This window comes from Enterobacter cloacae complex sp. ECL411 (assembly GCF_021869665.1).
GTDB classification, from domain to species: domain Bacteria; phylum Pseudomonadota; class Gammaproteobacteria; order Enterobacterales; family Enterobacteriaceae; genus Enterobacter; species Enterobacter intestinihominis.
The window spans coordinates 1,264,649-1,288,296 of record NZ_CP091486.1 but is presented as its reverse complement, the minus strand read 5'-3'; the positions used below and the strand labels follow the sequence as shown (position 1 = coordinate 1,288,296).

At 54.4% G+C, this 23,648-nt stretch carries 24 protein-coding genes; 21 read left to right on the top strand and 3 right to left on the bottom strand.

The annotated features are described in order from the left end of the window. The first annotated feature begins 1 nt into the window (after nucleotide 1). The 6 genes from lnt (at nucleotide 2) to rihA (ending at nucleotide 6,185) form a co-directional block, all read left to right on the top strand. Complete coding sequence (gene lnt / locus L3069_RS06090; protein ID WP_038415685.1) at nucleotides 2-1,540, top strand: apolipoprotein N-acyltransferase; 1,539 nt, start codon at nucleotides 2-4, stop codon at nucleotides 1,538-1,540. Between the two features lie 383 nt (nucleotides 1,541-1,923). Next, nucleotides 1,924-2,829 carry an amino acid ABC transporter substrate-binding protein gene (locus L3069_RS06085; protein ID WP_022647438.1) on the top strand — a complete coding sequence of 302 codons (906 nt, stop codon included), beginning with the start codon at nucleotides 1,924-1,926 and terminating at the stop codon, nucleotides 2,827-2,829. A 155-nt stretch (nucleotides 2,830-2,984) separates the two neighbouring features. Then, nucleotides 2,985-3,725 (top strand): glutamate/aspartate ABC transporter permease GltJ, encoded by a 741-nt coding sequence (gene gltJ / locus L3069_RS06080; RefSeq protein WP_015571133.1) that lies wholly within the window; start codon nucleotides 2,985-2,987, stop codon nucleotides 3,723-3,725. Next, entirely contained in the window at nucleotides 3,725-4,399 is a 675-nt protein-coding gene (gltK, locus tag L3069_RS06075; RefSeq protein WP_022647437.1) for a glutamate/aspartate ABC transporter permease GltK, read from the top strand. Before gltJ ends, gltK begins: the two co-directional genes overlap by 1 nt. Further along, complete coding sequence (locus L3069_RS06070; RefSeq protein ID WP_006809622.1) at nucleotides 4,399-5,124, top strand: amino acid ABC transporter ATP-binding protein; 726 nt, start codon at nucleotides 4,399-4,401, stop codon at nucleotides 5,122-5,124. Before gltK ends, L3069_RS06070 begins: the two co-directional genes overlap by 1 nt. A gap of 119 nt (nucleotides 5,125-5,243) precedes the next feature. After that, nucleotides 5,244-6,185: a pyrimidine-specific ribonucleoside hydrolase RihA gene (gene rihA, locus L3069_RS06065; protein ID WP_038415684.1), complete on the top strand. Its 942-nt coding sequence runs from the start codon at nucleotides 5,244-5,246 to the stop codon at nucleotides 6,183-6,185. A gap of 67 nt (nucleotides 6,186-6,252) precedes the next feature. Here the strand turns inward: rihA and L3069_RS06060 are convergent, their stop codons facing one another. After that, nucleotides 6,253-6,735: a zinc ribbon-containing protein gene (locus L3069_RS06060; protein WP_032621827.1), complete on the bottom strand. Its 483-nt coding sequence runs from the start codon at nucleotides 6,733-6,735 to the stop codon at nucleotides 6,253-6,255. A gap of 214 nt (nucleotides 6,736-6,949) precedes the next feature. Here L3069_RS06060 and leuS point away from each other — a divergent pair, with 214 nt between their 5' ends. The 14 genes from leuS (at nucleotide 6,950) to lipA (ending at nucleotide 21,904) form a co-directional block, all read left to right on the top strand. Beyond that, nucleotides 6,950-9,532: a leucine--tRNA ligase gene (gene leuS, locus L3069_RS06055; RefSeq protein ID WP_015571136.1), complete on the top strand. Its 2,583-nt coding sequence runs from the start codon at nucleotides 6,950-6,952 to the stop codon at nucleotides 9,530-9,532. 14 nt (nucleotides 9,533-9,546) lie between these two features. Beyond that, nucleotides 9,547-10,116 (top strand): LPS assembly lipoprotein LptE, encoded by a 570-nt coding sequence (gene lptE / locus L3069_RS06050; RefSeq protein ID WP_022647432.1) that lies wholly within the window; start codon nucleotides 9,547-9,549, stop codon nucleotides 10,114-10,116. Further along, nucleotides 10,116-11,147, top strand: coding sequence for a DNA polymerase III subunit delta (gene holA, locus L3069_RS06045; RefSeq protein ID WP_023299590.1), 1,032 nt, complete (start codon nucleotides 10,116-10,118; stop codon nucleotides 11,145-11,147). Before lptE ends, holA begins: the two co-directional genes overlap by 1 nt. Then, the gene (nadD, locus tag L3069_RS06040; RefSeq protein WP_023299589.1) at nucleotides 11,140-11,805 is read left to right on the top strand and encodes a nicotinate-nucleotide adenylyltransferase; all 666 of its coding nucleotides are present in this window, start codon (nucleotides 11,140-11,142) and stop codon (nucleotides 11,803-11,805) included. Before holA ends, nadD begins: the two co-directional genes overlap by 8 nt. Before the next feature lie 268 nt (nucleotides 11,806-12,073). Continuing rightward, on the top strand, nucleotides 12,074-12,391 hold the full coding sequence (gene rsfS / locus L3069_RS06035; RefSeq protein WP_003858696.1) for a ribosome silencing factor: 318 nt from the start codon (nucleotides 12,074-12,076) through the stop codon (nucleotides 12,389-12,391). A gap of 3 nt (nucleotides 12,392-12,394) precedes the next feature. Beyond that, entirely contained in the window at nucleotides 12,395-12,862 is a 468-nt protein-coding gene (gene rlmH, locus L3069_RS06030; RefSeq protein WP_003858701.1) for a 23S rRNA (pseudouridine(1915)-N(3))-methyltransferase RlmH, read from the top strand. 28 nt (nucleotides 12,863-12,890) lie between these two features. Beyond that, entirely contained in the window at nucleotides 12,891-14,792 is a 1,902-nt protein-coding gene (mrdA, locus tag L3069_RS06025; protein WP_015571138.1) for a peptidoglycan DD-transpeptidase MrdA, read from the top strand. A 2-nt stretch (nucleotides 14,793-14,794) separates the two neighbouring features. Continuing rightward, nucleotides 14,795-15,907 (top strand): peptidoglycan glycosyltransferase MrdB, encoded by a 1,113-nt coding sequence (gene mrdB / locus L3069_RS06020; protein ID WP_022647428.1) that lies wholly within the window; start codon nucleotides 14,795-14,797, stop codon nucleotides 15,905-15,907. A gap of 16 nt (nucleotides 15,908-15,923) precedes the next feature. After that, complete coding sequence (gene rlpA, locus L3069_RS06015; protein WP_038415682.1) at nucleotides 15,924-17,030, top strand: endolytic peptidoglycan transglycosylase RlpA; 1,107 nt, start codon at nucleotides 15,924-15,926, stop codon at nucleotides 17,028-17,030. 139 nt (nucleotides 17,031-17,169) lie between these two features. Then, nucleotides 17,170-18,381 (top strand): D-alanyl-D-alanine carboxypeptidase DacA, encoded by a 1,212-nt coding sequence (gene dacA / locus L3069_RS06010; protein WP_003858714.1) that lies wholly within the window; start codon nucleotides 17,170-17,172, stop codon nucleotides 18,379-18,381. 107 nt (nucleotides 18,382-18,488) lie between these two features. Further along, nucleotides 18,489-18,752: a DUF493 family protein YbeD gene (gene ybeD / locus L3069_RS06005; RefSeq protein ID WP_003858718.1), complete on the top strand. Its 264-nt coding sequence runs from the start codon at nucleotides 18,489-18,491 to the stop codon at nucleotides 18,750-18,752. Between the two features lie 93 nt (nucleotides 18,753-18,845). Next, on the top strand, nucleotides 18,846-19,487 hold the full coding sequence (lipB, locus tag L3069_RS06000) for a lipoyl(octanoyl) transferase LipB (protein ID WP_023299587.1): 642 nt from the start codon (nucleotides 18,846-18,848) through the stop codon (nucleotides 19,485-19,487). A 291-nt stretch (nucleotides 19,488-19,778) separates the two neighbouring features. Further along, complete coding sequence (locus L3069_RS05995; RefSeq protein WP_022647425.1) at nucleotides 19,779-20,732, top strand: YbeF family transcriptional regulator; 954 nt, start codon at nucleotides 19,779-19,781, stop codon at nucleotides 20,730-20,732. 206 nt (nucleotides 20,733-20,938) lie between these two features. Continuing rightward, a complete protein-coding gene (gene lipA, locus L3069_RS05990) occupies nucleotides 20,939-21,904 on the top strand; it encodes a lipoyl synthase (protein WP_038415681.1) in 966 nt (321 codons plus the stop codon). A gap of 80 nt (nucleotides 21,905-21,984) precedes the next feature. On the opposite strand, the gene tatE is transcribed toward lipA, so the two are convergent. Next, on the bottom strand, nucleotides 21,985-22,188 hold the full coding sequence (gene tatE, locus L3069_RS05985; RefSeq protein WP_022647424.1) for a twin-arginine translocase subunit TatE: 204 nt from the start codon (nucleotides 22,186-22,188) through the stop codon (nucleotides 21,985-21,987). Nucleotides 22,189-22,316: 128 nt separating this feature from the next. Then, on the bottom strand, nucleotides 22,317-23,105 hold the full coding sequence (locus L3069_RS05980; protein ID WP_023299586.1) for a deaminated glutathione amidase: 789 nt from the start codon (nucleotides 23,103-23,105) through the stop codon (nucleotides 22,317-22,319). A gap of 67 nt (nucleotides 23,106-23,172) precedes the next feature. Here L3069_RS05980 and crcB point away from each other — a divergent pair, with 67 nt between their 5' ends. Beyond that, nucleotides 23,173-23,556, top strand: coding sequence for a fluoride efflux transporter CrcB (gene crcB / locus L3069_RS05975; RefSeq protein ID WP_017382474.1), 384 nt, complete (start codon nucleotides 23,173-23,175; stop codon nucleotides 23,554-23,556). The last annotated feature ends 92 nt before the right edge of the window (nucleotides 23,557-23,648 follow it).

Sequence of the window (23,648 nt, the reverse complement as noted above, 5' to 3'; positions counted from 1 at the left end):
AATGGCATTTGCCCCACTCTTTGAACGCCAGCGCGTCCGTTTGCTGCTGGCGCTGTTACTCGGAGCCAGCGGTACGCTGGCTTTTTCTCCTTACGATATCTGGCCAGCCGCTATTCTCTCCCTGATGGGGCTACAGGGTCTTACCCTGAACCGTCGTCCGGTACAGGCCGCGGCCATAGGCTACTTCTGGGGGCTGGGGCTGTTTGGCTCTGGTATCAACTGGGTCTACGTCAGTATCGCGCAATTTGGCGGAATGCCGGGGCCGGTTAACGTCTTCCTGGTTGTGCTGCTCGCCGCCTATCTTTCGCTCTACACTGGCCTGTTCGCCGGTATTCTATCTCGTCTGTGGCCTAAAACGACCTGGCTGCGCGTCGCGATAGCGGCTCCCGTTGTCTGGCAAATCACCGAATTTCTGCGCGGCTGGGTACTGACCGGCTTCCCGTGGTTGCAGTTCGGCTATAGCCAGGTGGACGGCCCGCTGAAAGGTCTGGCTCCCGTCATGGGCGTGGAGGCGATTAACTTCCTGCTCATGGCGGTCAGCGGCCTGCTGGTGCTGGCTCTGGTGACACGTAACTGGAAGCCGCTGGTTGCCGCGTTAATCCTGTTTGCCCTGCCTTTCCCACTGCGTTATATCCAGTGGTTCACGCTGGAGCCCGCGCGCGCCACGCAGGTATCGTTGATACAGGGCGATATCCCGCAGTCATTGAAATGGGATGAGAATCAGCTGCTGAACACGCTGAAAATCTACGCCAACGCCACTGAAAAGGTGATGGGCAAATCGCAGCTCATCATCTGGCCTGAGTCTGCGATCCCGGATCTGGAGATCAATCAGCAGCCCTTCCTGAAGATGATGGACGATCTGCTGCGCGCGCGCGGCAGTACGCTGATTACCGGAATTGTGGATGCGCGTCTCAATCAGCAGAACCGCTATGACACGTACAACACGATCATTACGCTCGGTAAGGACAGCGAATACAGCTATACCTTCACCAATCGTTACAACAAAAATCACCTTGTACCGTTTGGCGAATTTGTTCCGCTGGAGTCTATTCTGCGCCCACTGGCACCGTTCTTTGACCTGCCGATGTCCTCATTCAGCCGGGGCCCTTACGTTCAGCCGCAGCTGCATGCGCACGGTTTTGCCCTGACGGCCGCTATTTGCTACGAGATTATCCTCGGCGAGCAGGTGCGCGATAACTTCCGCCCGGACACCGACTATCTGCTGACCATCTCAAACGATGCGTGGTTCGGTAAATCGATCGGCCCGTGGCAGCACTTCCAGATGGCACGAATGCGTTCTCTGGAGCTGGCACGTCCGCTGTTGCGCAGCACCAATAACGGCATCACCGCCGTGATTGGCCCGCAGGGTGAAATCCAGGCCATGATCCCGCAGTTCACCCGTGAGGTGCTGACCACGAAAGTGACGCCAGCTACGGGCCTGACGCCTTATGCGCGCACCGGGAACTGGCCGCTGTGGATCCTGACCACGCTGTTCGGTTTTGCCGCCGTAGTGATGAGCCTGCGTCAGCGTCGTAGATAACCTGGCCTTCTGTTGCCGGGTGGCGGCTACGCCTTACCCGGCCTACTCTCCGGCGCAGCCGCCACCCGACAATTTCCTCCTAAACTTCAATTCTGGCACGCCTGTTGCTTTGTTTAATTACGCAAACGCTGTCTGGCTTAACGTGCAACCTTGTCGCACCAGCATGGATCTCCGGTAGCACCGAAACGGTGCAACGAGAGATTATTGCCTCTGAATGGTGCGGCGCGCTTCGCAAAAATAAACAATAACGCAGCAAAATCTTTACATTAAGCCAGACTAAATGTTAACAAGCTTGCATAACACTGCACTCGCATTGCGCGAGATATAACAACATCACAATGGGTATCAAAGCGTCACTGGCGCTGATAAGAAAGGAGTTGGGTATGCAATTACGTAAACTGGCCACAGCAATGCTGGTTATGGGAATGTCTGCGGGTATCGTTCACGCTGAAGACGCTCCGGCAGCAGGAAGCACTCTCGACAAGATTGCCAAAAACGGCGTGATCGTGGTCGGCCACCGTGAATCTTCTGTCCCGTTCTCTTACTACGACAACACGCAAAAAGTCGTGGGCTATTCACAGGATTACTCCAACGCCATCGTTGAAGCCGTGAAGAAAAAGCTGAACAAACCTGACCTGCAAGTGAAGCTGATCCCCATCACTTCACAGAACCGTATTCCTCTGCTGCAAAACGGCACATTTGATTTTGAATGTGGCTCAACCACCAACAACCTTGAGCGTCAGAAACAGGCCGCTTTCTCGGACACTATCTTCGTTGTAGGCACCCGCCTGCTGACGAAGAAAGGCGGCGATATCAAAGATTTTGCTGACCTGAAAGGCAAAGCGGTTGTCGTGACCTCCGGTACCACGTCCGAAGTGCTGCTGCACAAGCTGAACGACGAGAAGAAAATGGACATGCGCATCATCAGCGCGAAAGATCACGGCGACTCCTTCCGTACCCTGGAAAGCGGTCGTGCCGTTGCGTTTATGATGGATGACGCTCTGCTGGCAGGCGAGCGCGCCAAGGCGAAGAAACCAGACAACTGGGAAATCGTCGGGACTGCGCAGTCGAAAGAAGCTTACGGCTGTATGCTGCGTAAAGGCGATGAAGGCTTCAAAAAGCTGATCGATGACACCATCGCTCAGGCGCAAACCTCTGGCGAAGCGGCAAAATGGTTCGACAAATGGTTCAAGAACCCAATTCCACCAAAAAACCTGAACATGAACTTTGAACTGTCTGACGACATGAAAGCGCTGTTCAAATCACCAAACGACAAAGCTCTTAACTAACTAGAACGACAGGGGCGGGATCTCCTGCCCTCTCGATTGTCGGGAAGCATGGACAGACTATACGTTGAGTGGTCGTTCCCCACTCAGCGCAAAAATTGAGCTTCTCACCAATCTTCGAGGGTAGCGCTGCTACCCTCTTTTTTCTGGAGTTTACTATGTCAATTGACTGGAACTGGGGCATCTTTCTGCAACAAGCCCCGTTCGGCAACACCACCTATCTCGGCTGGCTGTGGAGCGGCTTTCAGGTTACCGTTGCGTTATCGATAACGGCGTGGATTATCGCGTTTCTTGTCGGTTCGCTGTTCGGTATTCTGCGTACCGTCCCTAACCGTTTTCTCTCTTCGATTGGCACGCTCTATGTGGAACTGTTCCGTAACGTTCCGCTGATCGTGCAGTTCTTTACCTGGTATCTGGTGATCCCGGAACTGCTGCCGGAAGATCTCGGCATGTGGTTCAAGGCCGAGCTGGATCCTAACGTACAATTCTTTGTCTCCTCCATGCTGTGTCTGGGACTGTTCACCGCTGCGCGCGTCTGCGAGCAGGTGCGTGCCGCCATACAGTCACTGCCACGCGGACAAAAGAATGCGGCACTGGCGATGGGCCTGACCCTGCCACAAGCCTACCGTTACGTACTGCTGCCTAACGCTTACCGCGTCATCGTTCCGCCGATGACCTCCGAGATGATGAACCTGGTAAAAAACTCGGCCATCGCCTCAACCATTGGTCTGGTAGATATGGCGGCGCAGGCGGGCAAACTGCTGGATTACTCCGCTCATGCATGGGAATCCTTCACGGCAATCACGCTCGCCTATGTTCTGATTAACGCTTTCATCATGCTGGTGATGAACCTGGTTGAACGCAAAGTACGCCTGCCGGGCAATCTGGGGGGCAAATAATGTACGAATTTGACTGGAGTTCCATTGTTCCCTCCATGCCTTATCTGCTGGATGGCCTGGCGATCACCTTAAAGATTACCGTAATCGCCATTATCGTCGGTATTGTCTGGGGCACCCTGCTGGCAGTGATGCGCCTGTCGAGCTTTAAACCGCTCGCCTGGTTTGCTACGGCTTACGTTAACGTGTTCCGCTCCATTCCACTGGTCATGGTGCTGTTGTGGTTTTACCTGATTGTTCCCGGCTTTTTACAGAACGTGCTGGGACTGTCGCCGAAAACCGATATCCGCCTGATCTCTGCCATGGTGGCATTCTCCATGTTTGAAGCCGCCTACTACTCCGAGATCATCCGCGCAGGTATTCAGAGTATCTCGCGCGGGCAGTCCAGCGCTGCGCTGGCGCTCGGTATGACGCACTGGCAGTCCATGAAGCTTATTATTCTGCCACAGGCGTTTCGCGCCATGGTTCCGCTGCTGCTGACGCAGGGCATCGTCCTGTTCCAGGATACCTCCCTGGTCTACGTGCTGAGCCTGGCAGACTTCTTCCGTACCGCCTCCACCATTGGCGAACGTGACGGAACGCAGGTTGAGATGATCCTCTTCGCGGGCGGGGTCTATTTTGTGATTAGTTTAAGCGCATCGCTGTTGGTCAGCTGGCTGAAGAAAAGGACCGTATAATGATTTCCCTGAAAAATGTTTCTAAATGGTATGGGCACTTTCAGGTGCTGACCGACTGCTCAACAGAAGTGAAAAAAGGCGATGTGGTGGTGGTATGCGGCCCGTCCGGCTCCGGTAAGTCGACGCTTATCAAAACCGTTAATGGGCTGGAACCTGTCCAGCAGGGCGAGATTGTCGTTAACGGCACCAAAGTGAATGACCGCAAAACCAACCTTGCCCAGCTTCGCTCCCACGTTGGGATGGTGTTCCAGCATTTTGAGCTGTTCCCTCACCTCTCCATCATTGAGAACCTGACGCTGGCGCAGGTGAAAGTGCTGAAGCGCGACAAAAAAGCGGCGCGTGAAAAGGGGCTGAAGTTGCTGGAACGCGTCGGGCTGTCTGCACATGCGGATAAGTTCCCGGCGCAGCTTTCGGGCGGCCAACAGCAGCGCGTGGCAATCGCGCGTGCGCTGTGCATGGATCCGGTGGCGATGCTGTTTGATGAGCCGACGTCCGCGCTCGATCCTGAGATGATCAACGAAGTGCTGGACGTTATGGTGGAACTGGCGCACGAAGGGATGACCATGATGGTGGTGACGCACGAAATGGGCTTCGCCCGTAAAGTGGCCAACCGTGTGATCTTCATGGATGAAGGGAAAATTGTTGAAGACTCACCGAAAGAAGAGTTCTTCGCAAATCCTAAATCTGAACGTGCAAAAGACTTCCTCGCCAAAATCCTGCATTAATCTTTTTAGTGCGCAATCTGTGGATTGCGCACTGCTTCACGCTTTAGATCTCTTTTTCTATTCGGCGTCACATCGCAGCGTTAACCTTGTCACAAATAATGCTAAGAATGGAGAACGCCATGGCACAGCCTATTATTCTCGACTGCGATCCGGGTCATGATGACGCAATCGCACTCGTCCTTGCTCTTGCCTCCCCTGAACTGGACGTAAAAGCTGTCACCGCCTCTGCAGGGAACCAGACGCCGGATAAAACCCTGCGAAACGTGTTGCGCATGTTAACGCTGCTAAAACGCACCGATATTCCGGTCGCAGGTGGCGCCATTAAGCCGCTAATGCGCGAGCTGATCATTGCGGATAACGTTCACGGTGAAAGTGGGCTGGATGGCCCGGCGCTGCCGGAGCCGGGTTTCGCACCACAAAACTGTACTGCCGTCGAGCTCATGGCGAAAGTTCTGCGTGAAAGCGCAGAGCCCGTGACGCTGGTGGCGACCGGCCCACAGACCAACGTAGCGCTGCTGCTGAACAGCCATCCTGAACTGCACAGCAATATCGCCCGTATCGTCATCATGGGCGGGGCAATGGGGCTGGGGAACTGGACGCCAGCCGCGGAGTTCAACATCTTTGTTGACCCGGAAGCCGCAGAAATCGTCTTCCAGTCGGGCCTACCGATTGTGATGGCGGGGCTGGACGTTACCCACCGCGCACAAATTATGGCGCAGGACATCGAACGATTTCGTACTGTGGGTAACCCGGTTGCAACAACCGTGGCAGAGCTGCTCGATTTCTTTATGGAGTATCACAAAGCCGAGAAGTGGGGATTCCACGGCGCCCCGCTGCATGACCCATGCACCATCGCCTGGCTACTGAAGCCGGAAATGTTTACTACGGTCGAGCGTTGGGTTGGTGTGGAAACACAGGGGAAATATACCCAGGGAATGACGGTGGTGGACTATTACTCGCTGACGGGAAACAAGCCGAATACCACAGTGATGGTGGATATCGATCGGAAAGCGTTTGTGGATTTGCTGGCGGAGAGGCTGGCTTATTATTCTGCGGCCTGATGCCCTCACCCACAGGGAGAGGGAGCAGACACTAAAAACGGCAACGACGTTGCCGTTTTGCTTTTACCTACGGCTCAAACGGCCGACGCTGGAACTGGTCGTGCCCGCATTTCGGACACAGCGACAGCACCTCCGGCGTATAAACGGCGATATGGTGGTGGCACTTCTCACACACCAGGTTCCCCAGCCCCACCACTTCGCCGCTGTGATAGACACCGTGGTGGTTTAAATCCTGGAACACCTCGCGCCACTCCAGTTGGGTTTTATCGGTAATATCCGCCAGCTCCTGCCACAGGCTCTCTTTAATTACCCGCATAAAAACACTGTCGGCGATTTCGTCCTGGCTCTCTTCATAGCTTCGCGCAAACTCTTCCAGGTCGCGGCGCACGGCGCGCGTCACCTCTTCCACTTCGGTTCGCGATAACTCACCCGTTTGCGTTACGCGTGCGCGTGCCTGTTCGACCAACGCGTCGATATCACGCTCGCCGTTACGCAGCCTTTCCGTCAGAGTCGCTACCAGTTCACGGTAAAATTGAGCAACCTTGTTCATCATTTTGCCTCCCGGGTAAGTAACTGTCTCTAATAATAGACCTTATTTCGTCGCCGCTTTGTCAGGTGAAGCACAGACCCGGTAAATTCCTGCAAAGTGCATTTGCGTGAAAGGCTGTTTTGACGCGGGCGTTTGGGCTATGCTATGCGGATCTGAATTACCACATCCATTGGCTACATTTGTAGCTGTATTGAACACAGGACCACTGGCTGCCATGCAAGAGCAATACCGCCCGGAAGAGATAGAATCAAAAGTCCAGCAACACTGGGACGAGAAGCGCACCTTTGAAGTAACCGAAGACGAGAGCAAAGAGAAGTATTACTGCCTGTCGATGCTTCCCTATCCTTCTGGTCGACTACACATGGGCCACGTGCGTAACTACACCATCGGTGACGTGATTGCACGCTACCAGCGTATGCTGGGCAAAAACGTACTTCAGCCTATCGGCTGGGATGCGTTCGGCCTGCCTGCTGAAGGCGCGGCGGTGAAAAACAACACGGCACCGGCTCCGTGGACGTACGACAACATCGCGTACATGAAAAACCAGCTGAAAATGCTGGGCTTTGGCTATGACTGGAGCCGCGAGCTGGCAACCTGTACCCCGGAATACTACCGCTGGGAGCAGAAGTTCTTCACCGAGCTGTATAAAAAAGGCCTGGTCTACAAGAAAACGTCCGCCGTTAACTGGTGCCCGAACGACCAGACCGTTCTCGCGAACGAGCAGGTTATCGATGGCTGCTGCTGGCGCTGTGACACCAAAGTAGAGCGTAAAGAGATCCCGCAGTGGTTTATCAAAATCACCGCCTACGCTGACGAACTGCTGAACGATCTGGATAATCTGGATCACTGGCCTGACACCGTTAAGACCATGCAGCGCAACTGGATCGGCCGTTCCGAAGGTGTGGAAATTACCTTTAACGTAGAAAACTACGACCAGACGCTGACCGTCTACACCACCCGTCCGGACACCTTCATGGGCGCGACCTACCTGGCCGTGGCCGCAGGTCACCCGCTGGCGCAAAAAGCGGCGGAAAACAATCCGGAGCTGGCGACCTTTATCGACGAATGCCGCAACACGAAAGTGGCCGAAGCCGACATGGCGACGATGGAGAAAAAAGGCGTTGATACCGGCTTCAAAGCGATCCACCCGCTGACGGGCGAAGCGATCCCTGTCTGGGCCGCCAACTTCGTACTGATGGAATACGGCACAGGCGCCGTGATGGCCGTGCCGGGTCACGATCAGCGCGACTACGAATTTGCCACCAAATACGGCCTGACCATCAAGCCTGTTATTCTTGCTGCTGACGGCTCTGAACCCGATCTCTCTGAGCAAGCGCTGACTGAAAAAGGCACCCTGTTTAACTCCGGTGAGTTCAGCGGCCTGAGCTTCGAAGAGGGCTTCAACGCCATCGCCGACAAACTGGCCTCCCTGGGCGTGGGCGAGCGTAAAGTCAACTACCGTCTGCGCGACTGGGGCGTTTCCCGTCAGCGTTACTGGGGTGCGCCAATCCCAATGGTGACCCTGGAAGACGGCACCGTGATGCCAACGCCGGAAGATCAGCTGCCGGTGATCCTGCCGGAAGACGTGGTCATGGACGGCATCACCAGCCCGATCAAAGCCGATCCTGAGTGGGCAAAAACCACCGTCAACGGTCAGCCAGCGCTGCGTGAAACCGACACCTTTGACACCTTTATGGAATCCTCCTGGTACTATGCGCGCTACACCTGCCCGCAGTACAAAGAAGGCATGCTGGATTCCGATGCTGCAAACTACTGGCTGCCGGTAGACATCTATATCGGTGGCATTGAACACGCCATCATGCACCTGCTCTACTTCCGCTTCTTCCACAAACTGATGCGTGACGCAGGCCTGGTCAACTCCGACGAACCGGCAAAACAGCTGCTGTGTCAGGGTATGGTGCTGGCAGATGCGTTCTACTACGTTGGCGCGAACGGTGAACGTAACTGGGTTTCTCCGGTTGATGCGATTGTGGAGCGCGACGAGAAAGGCCGTATCGTGAAGGCGAAAGACGCCGAAGGTCATGAACTGGTTTATACCGGCATGAGCAAGATGTCCAAGTCTAAAAATAACGGTATCGACCCGCAGGTGATGGTTGAGCGTTACGGCGCTGACACCGTGCGTCTGTTCATGATGTTCGCCTCCCCGGCAGATATGACGCTGGAATGGCAGGAATCCGGCGTTGAAGGGGCAAACCGCTTCCTGAAACGCGTCTGGAAACTGGTTTACGAGCACACCTCACAAGGTGATGCGCCAGCGCTGAACGTGGCTGCACTGAGCGAAGATCAGCAGGCGCTGCGTCGTGATGTTCATAAAACCATTGCGAAAGTCACCGATGATATTGGTCGTCGTCAGACCTTCAATACCGCAATTGCGGCTATTATGGAACTGATGAACAAGCTGGCAAAAGCCCCGCAGGACGGCGAGCAGGATCGCGCGTTAATGCGCGAAGCGCTGCTGGCGGTCGTTCGCATGCTGAACCCGTTCACGCCGCACGTTAGCTTCACCCTGTGGCAGGAGCTGAAAGGCGAAGGCGATATCGATAACGCGCCGTGGCCAGTGGCGGATGAATCCGCTATGGTGGAAAACACCACGCTGGTTGTGGTGCAGGTTAACGGTAAAGTGCGCGGTAAAATTACCGTCGCGGTCGACGCAACCGAAGAACAGGTTCGCGAGCGCGCAGGCCAGGAGCATCTGGTCGCGAAATACCTTGAGGGCGTTACCGTACGTAAAGTGATCTACGTACCCGGTAAACTGCTGAATCTGGTCGTTGGCTAAGCGCGGGAGGAAACGTGCGACACCTGGCAACAATACTCTTATCTCTGGCGGTGCTGGTCACCGCTGGCTGCGGCTGGCACCTGCGCAATACCACGGCAGTGCCGGCTCAGATGAAAACAATGATCTTCGACTCATCCGATCCGAATGGTCCGCTGAGCCGGGCCATTCGTAACCAGCTGCGTTTGAACGATGTTGAGCTGATCGAGAAGGGAACCCTGCGTCAGGATGTTCCTTCGCTCCGCGTCCTGAAATCAACGCTGTCACAAGACACGGCATCGATCTTCCAGGATGGACGAACCGCGGAATATCAAATGGTGCTTACCGTTGATGCGGCCGTTTTAATGCCAGGTAAAGATATTTACCCTATCAATACCAAAGTCTACCGCTCGTTCTTCGATAACCCGCAGACGGCCCTGGCAAAAGACGCCGAACAGCAGATTATCATCAAGGAAATGTATGATAAGGCCGCGGAGCAACTGATCCGCAGACTGCCTGCCATTGCCGCGTCGACGAAAAAAGGCGCTGACGTTATCGAAACACCGGATGCCAGCACGCCGGATATGCCAACGTCGCTGGGTAACTGATGATCAGGTTGTATCCTGAACAACTCCGCGCGCAGCTCAACGAAGGGCTGCGCGCGGCCTATCTGCTACTCGGCAATGACCCCCTGTTACTTCAGGAAAGCCTTGATGCGGTTCGCCATGCGGCAGCCGCGCAGGGTTTCGATGAGCATCATACGTTCCAGATCGATAACAGTACCGACTGGAACGCTATCTTCTCGCTTTGTCAGGCCATGAGCCTGTTTGCCTCTCGTCAGACAATCCAGATCGTGCTGCCAGAGAATGGTCCTAACTCGGCCATCAATGAACAGCTGACCATGCTGGTGAGTTTATTACACGGCGATCTGCTGCTTATCGTACGCGGTAACAAGTTCACGAAAGCGCAGGAAAACGCGACCTGGTTTACCCAGCTTGCTACCAATGCGGTACTGGTCACCTGCCAGACGCCAGAACAGGCGCATCTGCCAAAATGGGTTGCCGCGCGCGCAAAGCTGCACAATCTGCAACTGGATGATGCCGCCAGCCAGCTCCTTTGCTATTGCTATGAAGGCAACCTTCTGGCACTGGCGCAGGCGCTGGACAGGCTCGCCCTGCTGTGGCCCGATGGCAAGCTGACGCTACCGCGCGTGGAACAGGCGGTGAATGATGCCGCGCACTTTACTCCCTTCCACTGGGTTGATGCGCTGCTGTCGGCGAAAAGTAAGCGAGCCCTGCACATACTGCAACAGCTGCGCCTGGAAGGGAGTGAGCCGGTCATTCTGCTCCGCACGCTCCAGCGCGAATTACTGCTGCTGAACAACCTTAAACGTCAGTCGGCACATACGCCCCTGCGCGCCTTATTCGATAAACATCGCGTCTGGCAGAACCGTCGGGCGATGACCACGGAGGCGATAAACCGCCTGAGCCAGGAGCAGTTGCGTCAGGCAGTGCAACTTCTGATGCGCGCCGAACTGACGTTAAAACAGGACTACGGCCAGTCTGTCTGGGCGGAGCTGGAGAGCCTCTCTTTGCTGCTCTGCCATAAGGCGCTGGCAGACGTATTTATCGATGGGTGATATGCATTCTTTACAGGCAATGTATGGCGGGACCTTCGACCCGGTACACTATGGGCATCTTAAACCGGTAGAAATCCTCGCGAATTTGATTGGGTTGCAGCGGGTAATCATCATGCCCAACAATGTTCCTCCGCATCGTCCTCAGCCAGAAGCAACCAGCGAGCAGCGCAAAGCGATGCTCGCGCTGGCTATCGCAGATAAGCCTCTCTTCACGCTGGATGAGCGCGAATTGCGCAGGGATACCCCTTCCTGGACATCGCAAACGCTGCGGGAGTGGCGCGCTGAGCAGGGGCCCATGCAACCGCTGGCGTTTATCATCGGCCAGGATTCCTTGCTCAACTTTCCCAGCTGGTACCAGTACGAAACCATTCTGGAAAACAGTCATCTGCTGGTCTGCCGCCGTCCGGGCTACCCGTTGACCATGCGCGATGCGCAGCATCAGCAGTGGCTTGACGCGCATCTGACGGACAATATAGAAGACCTGCACAGTCTACCCGCCGGGAAAATTTACCTCGCTGAAACGCCGTGGTTTGATATTTCCGCGACCCTCATCCGCGAGCGTCTCCAGCAGGGTTTAGACTGTGACGATCTCCTGCCCTCGCCCGTGCTGGCCTATATCCACGCACACGGTTTGTATCAGAAAAGTACAGATGCCTGATCATCACCGGCGAAATTGTCTGTTAATGTTTATCCTGCCTTGACAGGCTAAGCCATACTGATATCCTCCGCTGCCAGACTTTCCCGCCGATCGCTGCTTTACAGAAATTGTTTTACAAAAATGGCGATGCAATCTCAGGCGGAGGGTGGGATGATACCCGCCTTCAAAAGCCGGGCGGTGACATTTGTCCCGCGACTGGCGTCAGTTCAGGTATACTGACTGGCCACGAATTCATAGTTGTACAATCTCATTCACCCAGGGGGAAAACTTGCAGGGTAAAGCACTCCAGGATTTTGTTATCGACAAAATTGATGACCTGAAAGGTCAGGACATCATCGCTATCGACGTTAAGGGTAAATCCAGCATCACCGACTGCATGATCATCTGCACCGGGACCTCAACTCGTCACGTTGTTTCGATTGCTGACCATGTTGTTCAGGAATCGCGCGCGGCAGGGCTGCTTCCGCTGGGCGTTGAAGGTGAAGCGACCGCTGACTGGGTGGTTGTCGATCTCGGCGATGTGATTGTCCACGTCATGCAGGAAGAGAGCCGTCGCCTGTATGAGCTGGAAAAACTCTGGGGTTAATGCGTGAAGTTGCAACTGGTCGCCGTCGGCACCAAAATGCCGGACTGGGTACAAACCGGTTTTACTGAGTATCTGCGTCGTTTCCCAAAAGATATGCCGTTCGAACTGGTGGAGATCCCAGCAGGAAAGCGCGGCAAGAACGCAGATATCAAACGTATTCTCGATAAAGAGGGAGAGCTGATGCTGGCTGCCGCAGGCAAAAACCGCATCGTGACCCTCGATATCCCGGGAAAACCCTGGGATACGCCGCAGCTGGCGCACGAACTGGAGCGCTGGAAGCAGGATGGTCGTGACGTCAGTCTGTTGATTGGCGGACCAGAGGGGTTATCTCCCGCCTGCAAAGCGGCAGCAGAACAAAGTTGGTCACTCTCGGCGCTGACGTTGCCCCACCCGCTTGTGCGGGTTCTCGTGGCAGAAAGTTTGTATCGCGCATGGAGCATCACTACCAACCACCCTTATCACCGCGAGTAATGACAGACCAGGGTAATTTAAGCAGCGGATGAAACTACAGAATTCTTTTCGCGACTATACGGCTGAGTCCGCGCTGTTTGTGCGCCGGGCGCTGGTCGCCTTTACGGGGATTTTGCTGCTTACCGGCGTGCTGATCGCCAACCTCTATAATCTGCAAATTGTCCGCTATACCGATTACCAGACCCGCTCAAACGAAAACCGTATCAAGCTGGTACCCATCGCGCCCAGCCGCGGCATTATCTACGATCGTAACGGCACCCCGCTGGCGCTAAACCGCACCATCTACCAGATAGAGATGATGCCGGAGAAAGTGGATAACGTGCAGGATACGCTGAACGCGCTGAGAAGCGTTGTCGACCTGACTGATGACGACATCGCTGCGTTCAAAAAAGAGCGCGCACGTTCTCACCGCTTCACCTCTATTCCGGTAAAAACCAACCTGACGGAAGTGCAGGTCGCCCGTTTTGCCGTTAACCAGTACCGTTTCCCCGGTGTGGAAGTCAAAGGCTATAAACGCCGCTACTATCCTTACGGCTCCGCGCTGACGCACGTCATAGGCTACGTCTCCAAAATTAACGATAAAGACGTCGAACGCCTTGATAAAGACGGCAAGCTGGCTAACTACGCCGCAACCCATGATATTGGCAAGCTTGGGATTGAACGTTATTACGAAGATGTCCTGCACGGTCAGACCGGGTATGAAGAGGTTGAAGTTAACAACCGTGGCCGCGTGATCCGTCAGCTCAAAGAGGTACCCCCACAGGCGGGACATGACGTTTATCTGACGCTCGACCTGAAGCTACAGCAGTATATCGAAACGCTGCTGGCGGGTAGCCGGGCCGCCGTGATCGTGACCGACCCGCGTACCGGCGGTATTCTGGCGATGGTTTCTATGCCAAGCTACGATCCGAACCTCTTCGTGGATGGCATCTCCAGCAAGGATTACTCCGGCCTGCTCAACGATCCAAACACCCCGCTGGTGAACCGCGCCACGCAGGGGGTTTATCCTCCAGCCTCAACGGTAAAACCGTATGTCGCCGTTTCTGCGCTGAGCGCGGGCGTCATTACCCGTAATACCAGTCTGTTTGACCCTGGCTGGTGGCAGTTACCTGGCTCTGAAAAACGCTACCGTGACTGGAAAAAATGGGGTCACGGCCATCTAAACGTGACCAAATCACTGGAGGAGTCGGCGGATACCTTCTTCTATCAGGTCGCCTACGACATGGGTATTGATCGTCTGTCTGAATGGATGAGCAAATTCGGCTACGGACATTACACCGGTATAGATTTGGCGGAAGAACGTTCCGGCAACATGCCAACCCGCGAATGGAAGCTGAAGCGCTTTAAAAAACCCTGGTATCAGGGTGATACCATTCCGGTGGGCATCGGCCAGGGCTACTGGACGGCAACGCCGCTGCAAATGAACAAGGCGATGATGATCCTCATCAACGATGGCGTTGTGAAAGTACCGCACCTGCTGCAAAGCACCGTAGAAGACGGCAAAAAAGTGCCATGGATACAGCCGCACGAGCCGCCGGTGGGTGACATTCATTCCGGGTACTGGGAAATCGCGAAAGACGGGATGTATGGCGTAGCCAACCGCCCTAACGGGACGGCGCACAAATATTTCGCTGGCGCACCGTATAAGGTTGCCGCGAAATCAGGTACGGCTCAGGTCTTCGGTCTGAAAGCGAATGAAACCTATAACGCACATAAAATTGCCGAACGTCTGCGTGACCACAAGCTCATGACGGCGTTTGCCCCTTATGATAACCCGCAGGTTGCGGTGGCGATGATTCTTGAGAACGGCGGCGCAGGCCCGGCGGTGGGTACCATCATGCGTCAAATCCTCGACCACATCATGCTGGGTGATAACAACACCGAACTGCCAGCTGAAAACCCGGCAGCCGCTGCGGCGGAGGACCAATAATCATGACGGATAATCCGAATAAAAAATCGCTGTGGGACAAGATCCACATCGACCCTGCCATGCTGCTGATCCTGCTAGCTCTGCTGGTGTACAGCGCCCTCGTTATCTGGAGCGCCAGCGGCCAGGATATCGGCATGATGGAGCGTAAAGTTGGCCAGATCGCCATGGGTCTGGTCATTATGGTGGTGATGGCGCAAATACCACCGCGCGTGTATGAGGGCTGGGCGCCCTATCTCTATATTTTCTGTATCATTTTGCTGGTGGCAGTAGATGCGTTCGGTGCTATCTCGAAGGGGGCGCAACGCTGGCTGGATCTGGGGATTGTCCGCTTCCAGCCGTCAGAAATCGCCAAAATCGCCGTTCCGCTGATGGTGGCGCGCTTCATTAACCGCGACGTCTGCCCGCCGTCGTTGAAGAATACCGCCATTGCGCTGGTGCTAATTTTCCTGCCGACGCTGCTCGTGGCCGCACAGCCTGACCTCGGTACCTCGATTCTCATCGCCCTCTCCGGCCTGTTCGTCCTGTTCCTGTCCGGCCTGAGCTGGCGTCTGATCGGCATCGCGGTGGTCCTGCTGGCTGCCTTTATTCCTATTCTCTGGTTCTTCCTGATGCATGATTACCAGCGCCAGCGCGTGATGATGCTGCTCGATCCCGAGACCGATCCGCTGGGCGCAGGCTATCATATTATTCAGTCGAAGATTGCGATTGGCTCCGGCGGCCTGCGCGGAAAAGGCTGGCTGCACGGGACACAGTCGCAGCTCGAATTTTTACCGGAACGCCACACCGACTTTATCTTTGCCGTTCTGGCTGAGGAGTTAGGGCTGGTTGGCATTCTGGTGCTGCTTGCACTCTACGTGCTGTTGATCATGCGTGGGCTCTACATTGCCGCACGCGCGCAGACCACCTTTGGCCGGGTTATGGCGGGTGGATTAATGTTGATTTTGTTCGTTTATGTCTTCGTAAATATTGGTATGGTGAGTGGTATTCTGCCGGTTGTTGGCGTACCGCTGCCGCTGGTGAGTTACGGGGGCTCGGCACTGATCGTGTTGATGGCCGGGTTTGGTATCGTCATGTCGATCCATACCCACAGGAAAATGTTGTCCAAAAGCGTATAAAAATAAGGGGATCGCAATGCGTAAGCAGTGGCTGGGGATCTGCATCGCAGCAAGTTTACTTGCCGCCTGTACAAGTGATGATGGTCAGCAACAGGCAACCGTCGCGCCGCCGCAGCCTGCGGTCTGTAATGGCCCGATTGTTGAAATTAGCGGTGCCGATCCCGTTTATGAACCGCTGAACGCCAGCGTGAATCAGGATTATCAGCGCGACGGTAAAAGCTATAAAATCGTTCAGGATCCTTCCCGTTTCAGCCAGGCCGGCTTTGCTGCCATCTATGACGCTGAGCCAGGCAGCAATCTGACCGCGTCAGGTGAAACCTTCGATCCGATGCAGATCACGGCGGCACACCCGACACTGCCTATTCCAAGCTATGCGCGCATCACTAACCTGGCGAATGGCCGGATGATCGTGGTACGTATCAACGATCGTGGCCCTTACGGCAACGATCGCGTGATCTCCCTGTCACGCGCGGCAGCCGACCGTCTGAATACCTCAAATAATACAAAAGTGCGTATCGACCCGATTATCGTGGCGCAGGATGGTTCGCTGTCTGGCCCGGGCACGGCCTGTACCACGGTCGCGAAACAGACCTACGCCCTGCCCGCACGCCCGGATCTAAGCGGTGGTATGGGGGGCGCTTCAATGCCAGCAGAGCCCGCGCAGCCGCAGGGTGAAGTGCACGCCATCAGCAACGATACGCTACAAAGTGAAGATGCGACAGGCGCCCCGGTGAAAAGCAGTGGTTTCCTTGGTGCACCCACCACGTTAGCGCCGGGCGTGATTGAATCAAATGAACCTGCCCCAGCGCCTGCGCCCGTTGTTGCTGCACCCGCTACACAACCCGCCCCGGCGACCGCACCGGCTGCTACGCAGACTGCGGCGCCTGCGACGGCGAGCGGCAGCTACGTGGTTCAGGTTGGCGCCGTCAGCGATCGGGCCCGTGCAGAGCAGTATCAGCAGCGTTTAAGCCAGCAGTTTGGCGTGCCAGGCCGCGTTGAGCAAAACGGTGCGGTATGGCGGATCCAGATGGGTCCGTTTGCCAGCAAATCGCAGGCAGCGTCCCTGCAACAGCGTTTGCAGAGCGAGGCGCAGCTCCAGTCGTTTATCGCTGTTGCGAAGTAATTAATCGGTGGTATCCGAAATGTCAGTTTGTGTAAACCACGTTAACACTCTCATGATGAAAGTCGGATGCCTGCCCGTATAGCATTTGCTATAGTAAGGCACTTTTTTTAATTCCATCACGGATGTCGTAGTTCTGACCATGAAGACCACTTTTTCTGCTCGTTTTGTGCAGCGCATGGCGCTGACCACGGCCCTTTGCGCTGCTGCGTTCTCCGCAGCTCACGCGGATGACCTGAACATCAAGACCATGATCCCTGGCGTTCCGCAGATCGACGCGGAATCCTACATCCTGATTGATTACAACTCCGGCAAAGTTCTGGCAGAACAGAACGCCGATGCCCGCCGCGACCCGGCCAGCCTGACCAAAATGATGACCAGCTATGTTATCGGCCAGGCCATGAAAGCGGGTAAATTTAAAGAAACCGATCTGGTGACTATCGGTAACGATGCGTGGGCAACCGGCAACCCGGTGTTCAAAGGTTCATCGCTGATGTTCCTGAAGCCAGGCATGCAGGTTCCGGTCTCTCAGCTTATCCGTGGCATCAACTTGCAGTCCGGTAACGACGCCTGCGTGGCAATGGCCGATTTTGCAGCGGGCAGCCAGGACGCGTTTGTGGGCCTGATGAACAGCTACGTCTCTGCGCTGGGCCTGAAAAACAGCCACTTCCAGACCGTTCACGGCCTGGACGCCGAAGGTCAGTACAGCTCCGCGCGTGACATGGCGCTGATCGGTCAGGCGCTGATCCGCGATGTGCCAAACGAGTACTCTATCTACAAAGAGAAAGAGTTCACCTTCAACGGCATTCGTCAGACCAACCGTAACGGCCTGCTGTGGGACAATAGCCTGAACGTCGACGGCATCAAAACTGGTCACACCGACAAAGCCGGCTATAACCTGGTGGCTTCTGCCACTGAAGGCCAGATGCGTCTGATCTCTGCCGTGATGGGAGGCCGCACGTTTAAAGGACGCGAAACGGAAAGTAAAAAACTGCTGACCTGGGGCTTCCGCTTCTTCGAAACCGTGAATCCGCTGAAAGCCGGTAAAGAATTTGCCTCTGAACCTGTCTGGTTTGGCGATAACGACCGTGCTTCCCTGGGTGTGGACAAAGATCTCTATCTGACGATCCCACGCGGTCGTATGAAAGATCTGAAAGCCAGCTACGTGCTGAATACCACCGAGCTGCACGCCCCGCTGCAAAAGAATCAGGTCGTGGGTACCATCAACTTCCAGCTGGATGGCAAAACCATCGATCAGCGCCCGCTGGTGGTGCTGGAGGAAATTCCTGAAGGCAATTTCTTCGGCAAAATCATTGATTACATTAAGCTGATGTTCCATCACTGGTTTGGTTAAAAATTGAACACTTGAAAGTGTGATTTTGATCCCCATATACTACGTATCAGTAAAACTCCCGCCCCGTGGCGGGAGTTATTATTTTTTATACACACGCCGGAGCTGACATGAAAACCAAACTTAACGAACTGCTTGAATTCCCTACCCCTTTTACTTACAAAGTAATGGGTCTGGCGAAACCTGAGCTGGTTGATCAGGTGGTTGAAGTGGTACAGCGCCATGCGCCGGGCGACTACTCTCCATCAGTCAAACCGAGCAGCAAAGGTAACTACCACTCGGTCTCAATCACCATCACTGCGACACACATTGAGCAGGTTGAGACGCTGTACGAAGAGCTCGGCAATATTGAAATTGTTCGTATGGTGCTGTAGTCCTTCTGCGGTTACCCGGTTTGCCGGGTAACCCACTTCCCCGCTGTGATATACTCCCCGTACCTATTCTCCCTTGTCTTCGGAGACATCCTTTTGTACCAGGATAAAATTCTTGTCCGCCATCTTGGGCTACAGCCTTACGAGCCTGTCTCTCAGGCTATGCATGACTTTACCGACAGGCGCGATGACACCACGCCTGATGAAATCTGGCTGGTTGAACACCTGCCGGTGTTCACTCAAGGCCAGGCAGGAAAAGCCGAACATTTATTGATGACGGGCGATATCCCAGTGATCCAGAGCGATCGCGGTGGACAGGTGACCTACCACGGCCCGGGCCAGCAGGTGATGTATGTTCTGCTTAACCTGAAACGCAGAAAGCTGGGCGTGCGTGAGCTCGTGACCTTACTGGAGCAAACCGTGGTGAATACGCTGGCTGAGTACGATATTGACGCTCACCCTCGCGCCGATGCCCCGGGCGTTTATGTGGGAGAGATGAAGATCTGTTCGCTGGGGCTGCGTATCCGAAAAGGCTGCTCGTTCCACGGGCTGGCGCTGAATATCAATATGGATTTGGCCCCCTTCCAGCGCATCAACCCATGTGGGTATGCCGGTATGGAAATGACGCAAATGCGCCAGTGGGTCGATACCGCCACGCCTGACAATATCCGGCCCGTGCTTCTGAAGAACTTTTTAGCACTGCTTAACAATCCCACCTACGAATATATTGCTGCTTAACTTACCTCGGGCAGTGGCTCAATTATTTGACCAGCCACTGCTTAATTACCGCATTTACGCTTTACAATAAACCGCATATTCTATATTTTCGAGTCGCCCATATATTAGCGTCACATATTAATTAGAACCTTAATAGAACCATCGCCGGGTTTCGTGTAACGTGCGTGACAATCACCCAACTGCTTGTTTTCGATAAATAATGGAAACTTACTAAACACTTTACGAATCTCTGCAAGCATAATAAATAAATTCAACTATCATTCATATTGTGAATGGATACGGAGTAAGAGCGTGGAGCCTACTAATTTACCAGCCAAACGCCTGAATGAAACCAGCGGCGAAGATAAGCCGCAAATTTTTCGGACTTTACGTAATATTGATCTCAATTTATTGACTATTTTTGAGGCGGTATATGTCCATAAAGGTATCGTTAATGCTGCGAAAATTCTTAATCTCACGCCCTCTGCTATTAGCCAGTCAATTCAAAAATTGCGCGCGATATTTCCCGATCCGTTATTTATTCGTAAAGGCCAGGGCGTAACCCCAACCGCGTACGCCACCCATCTGCACGAGTACATCAGCCAGGGTCTGGAATCAATACTGGGCGCGCTGGATCTCACCGGCAGTTACGATAAGCAACGAACTATCACCATAGGCACCTCTCCCTCAGTGGGCGTTCTGGTAATGCCGGCCATCTATCAGGCGGTGAAACAGCATGCGCCACAGTTGCTTATCCGCAACGTGCCCGTCACCGATCCGGAAACACAGCTGGCGCAATTCCAGACGGACCTGATCATCGACGGCAATAGCTTTACGGCCAGAGCGTTAGGGCATAACGTACTTTATACCGACACTCTGGCGCTCGTTTGTCGTCAGGCTCACCCTGCGTTGAGCGCACCTTTGACGCCAGAAAATTTGCGCCATTACGAACATGCGACATTTATGTCCGAAGGACAGGGTCAGGATCCGCTGCGACAACGTATTGACGAACTCTTCCCGGACCGTCCGATCAGCTTTAGCAGTTACAATATGTTTACCCTCGCGGCCCTGATTGGCAGCAGCGACTTGCTTTGTATCATGCCTGTGCGTCTCTTCACTTTGCTTCAAAAGTGCTGGCCACTGGAGAGCATTCCATTAAGTCAACTTACGACGGAATCTATTGAAATCTCACTGCATTACAACAAGCTAAGCCTGCGCGATCCGGTGCTGGAAAACGTCATCAATGTGATCCGCCAGACTTTTTGATCCGCCTTTCAGCGTAAGGCCCTGCCGCATGCGGGGCAAAAGGCACAAAACAACAACTATTTTACAAATTGGCGACCTGGCAGGCTGCTTTACCGCCCCTTTAAATGTTATACTGCCTGTCGTTCGTTCAAAAATAGTTGATAATTACAACATTCCCTTGAATTGAAACGCTTTCCTTCGATATTCGCAACTGGAACACGCACGCTATGAGTAAACCCATTGTGATGGAACGCGGTGTTAAATACCGCGATGCCGATAAAATGGCCCTTATCCCGGTTAAAAACGTGGCTACAGAGCGCGAGGCGCTGTTAAGAAAACCGGAATGGATGAAAATTAAACTTCCGGCTGACTCTTCGCGTATTCAGGGGATCAAAGCGGCGATGCGCAAAAATGGCCTCCACTCTGTCTGTGAAGAGGCCTCCTGCCCTAACCTTGCTGAATGTTTCAATCACGGTACCGCGACGTTTATGATTCTGGGTGCCATCTGCACCCGCCGCTGTCCGTTCTGTGACGTTGCCCATGGCCGTCCTGTTGCGCCTGACGCTAACGAACCGCATAAACTGGCGCAGACCATTGCCGATATGGCGCTGCGTTATGTTGTTATCACCTCCGTTGACCGTGACGATCTGCGCGATGGCGGTGCTCAGCATTTCGCTGACTGCATTACCGCCATCCGCGAAAAAAGCCCGAACATTAAGATTGAGACGCTGGTGCCGGACTTCCGTGGCCGTATGGACCGCGCGCTCGATATCCTGACCGCGACGCCACCAGACGTGTTCAACCACAACCTGGAGAACGTACCGCGTATCTACCGTCAGGTGCGTCCAGGTGCAGATTACAACTGGTCGCTGAAGCTGCTGGAGCGCTTTAAAGAAGCCCATCCGCATATTCCTACCAAGTCTGGCCTGATGGTGGGACTGGGTGAAACCAACGCTGAGATCATTGAAGTGATGCGCGATCTACGTCGCCACGGCGTCACCATGCTGACGCTGGGGCAGTATCTACAGCCAAGCCGTCACCACCTGCCTGTACAGCGTTACGTGAGTCCGGATGAGTTCGATGAAATGAAAGCCGAAGCGATGGCGATGGGCTTTACCCACGCTGCGTGCGGTCCGTTTGTTCGCTCCTCTTATCACGCCGATATGCAGGCGAAGGGCGAAGAAGTGAAATAAAGCTGTAAAACTTATTTACAGTAAAACAAAAAACCGGCCTCGTGAGCCGGTTTTTTTATGCAAGCCTTGCAGCATTGCCATTACTCTTTGTGTGAAAGCTTCTGTGCTGCGATGTCATCTTCGGCACTTTTCTTCGCTGCCGCGTCGTCATCGTTCATTGCTTTCTTAAAGCCCTTGATGGCAGCACCCAGGTCTCCACCCAGCGTGCGTAACTTCTTGGTACCGAACAGCAGGACGACCAGTGCGGCAACCACCAGCAGTTTGGTAATACTAATCTCACCCATAAATACCTTCTTTACATGAAACAGGCTGCATTCAGCGCCAAAGAAACCTGAACGTATTAACGGTCATCAGGCGCGCGCACACAATAGCAATCTGTAACAAGGTGAATCAAGCATTGTTGAAAAAAACATCATATTAATTGCGGTGGCGCAAACCTGCGGTTGCGCAGAACAGGTAATTGCTGACGCGCAAGCGTTATTCGTGCTGACGTTATCTCTGTCAGCAGTAAAGCAGGCGCTTCCGCCGCCGCGGCTACGGTCACTCCCAGCGGATCGACAACCCTGCTCTGCCCGATATTTTTATTGCCACATTCACCCGCAGCCACTACATAGCAGGTGGTGTCCAGCGCGCGTGCGGCCAGTAGCGTTACCCAGTGATGCTCCTTAAGCGGTCCTCTGACCCACGCGGCGGGCAGAACCAGCACCTCGGCCCCCTGTAGTGCCAGGTTCAGCGCCAGCTCCGGAAAACGGATATCGTAGCAGGTCATCAGGCCAACCTTAAAACCCTCCACCTCAATCAGCGGCGGAATTACACTCCCCGGATCGACCAGTCGCGACTCCTGGACGCTGAACGCATCATACAGATGAAGTTTGGCGTAGCTTGCGACAATTGTGCCTTCACGTATCGCCACCAGCGTGTTCACCGCCCGCCCCGGCGTGGAGGGAACATGGATAGTCAAAATGGTGGTGAGCGCGTTACCGACGCTTTCGGCCAGCAGTCGTTTCAGAAACGCCCCTTCCAGCATTTGCGCAGACTTTACCGACAGGTCCGGATCGCCATCATCGCGCGCCAGTAACGCTTCAGGAAGCACCAGCAGCGCCGCCCCTTTTTGCTTCGCCTGGTTCATCAGGGAGATGCACTTGTCCGCGTTTTCATTCCAGTCCGGCGTCACCGCAAACTGCCCTACTGCAACATACATAATTGTCTCCCGGTTAAAAACAGCGTTACACTCGACGCACTTACACAGCAAATAGCAGGTATTGACAGTGTTACAACTACTTATAGCCGTTTTTATTGGTGGGGGCACGGGTAGCGTTGCGCGCTGGCTCTTAAGCATGCGGTTTAACCCGCTGCATCAGGCCATTCCGATGGGGACACTGGCGGCAAACCTGATCGGGGCATTTATCATCGGGATGGGGCTGGCGTGGTTTAATCGCATGACCAACATCGACCCTATGTGGAAGGTACTGATTACAACCGGTTTCTGCGGCGGTTTAACGACGTTTTCTACCTTCTCTGCGGAGGTGGTGTTTCTGTTTCAGGAAGGCCGGATGGGCTGGGCGCTGACGAACATTGCCGTTAACATGCTTGGCTCGTTTGCGATGACTGCGATCGCATTCTGGTTATTTTCCTCCGCCAGCGGACATTAAGCGCGACAACCTTAATGTTGGCTTAATTTTTCTCTGTCATTCTTGGCTCAATATTGAACGAGGGTGATAGCATGAGAGAGAATCTGTCAGGC

Coding starts and splice junctions, on each gene's coding strand:
- L3069_RS06060 (WP_032621827.1), bottom strand. CDS start 6,735: ATGAACAAGGTTGCTCAATTTTACCGTGAACTGGTAGCGACTCTGACG.
- rihA (WP_038415684.1), top strand. CDS start 5,244: ATGGCACAGCCTATTATTCTCGACTGCGATCCGGGTCATGATGACGCA.
- dacA (WP_003858714.1), top strand. CDS start 17,170: ATGAAGACCACTTTTTCTGCTCGTTTTGTGCAGCGCATGGCGCTGACC.
- L3069_RS05980 (WP_023299586.1), bottom strand. CDS start 23,105: ATGTATGTTGCAGTAGGGCAGTTTGCGGTGACGCCGGACTGGAATGAA.
- L3069_RS06085 (WP_022647438.1), top strand. CDS start 1,924: ATGCAATTACGTAAACTGGCCACAGCAATGCTGGTTATGGGAATGTCT.
- holA (WP_023299590.1), top strand. CDS start 10,116: ATGATCAGGTTGTATCCTGAACAACTCCGCGCGCAGCTCAACGAAGGG.
- lipA (WP_038415681.1), top strand. CDS start 20,939: ATGAGTAAACCCATTGTGATGGAACGCGGTGTTAAATACCGCGATGCC.
- leuS (WP_015571136.1), top strand. CDS start 6,950: ATGCAAGAGCAATACCGCCCGGAAGAGATAGAATCAAAAGTCCAGCAA.
- tatE (WP_022647424.1), bottom strand. CDS start 22,188: ATGGGTGAGATTAGTATTACCAAACTGCTGGTGGTTGCCGCACTGGTC.
- mrdA (WP_015571138.1), top strand. CDS start 12,891: ATGAAACTACAGAATTCTTTTCGCGACTATACGGCTGAGTCCGCGCTG.
- gltK (WP_022647437.1), top strand. CDS start 3,725: ATGTACGAATTTGACTGGAGTTCCATTGTTCCCTCCATGCCTTATCTG.
- lnt (WP_038415685.1), top strand. CDS start 2: ATGGCATTTGCCCCACTCTTTGAACGCCAGCGCGTCCGTTTGCTGCTG.
- gltJ (WP_015571133.1), top strand. CDS start 2,985: ATGTCAATTGACTGGAACTGGGGCATCTTTCTGCAACAAGCCCCGTTC.
- rlpA (WP_038415682.1), top strand. CDS start 15,924: ATGCGTAAGCAGTGGCTGGGGATCTGCATCGCAGCAAGTTTACTTGCC.
- nadD (WP_023299589.1), top strand. CDS start 11,140: ATGGGTGATATGCATTCTTTACAGGCAATGTATGGCGGGACCTTCGAC.
- L3069_RS06070 (WP_006809622.1), top strand. CDS start 4,399: ATGATTTCCCTGAAAAATGTTTCTAAATGGTATGGGCACTTTCAGGTG.
- mrdB (WP_022647428.1), top strand. CDS start 14,795: ATGACGGATAATCCGAATAAAAAATCGCTGTGGGACAAGATCCACATC.
- ybeD (WP_003858718.1), top strand. CDS start 18,489: ATGAAAACCAAACTTAACGAACTGCTTGAATTCCCTACCCCTTTTACT.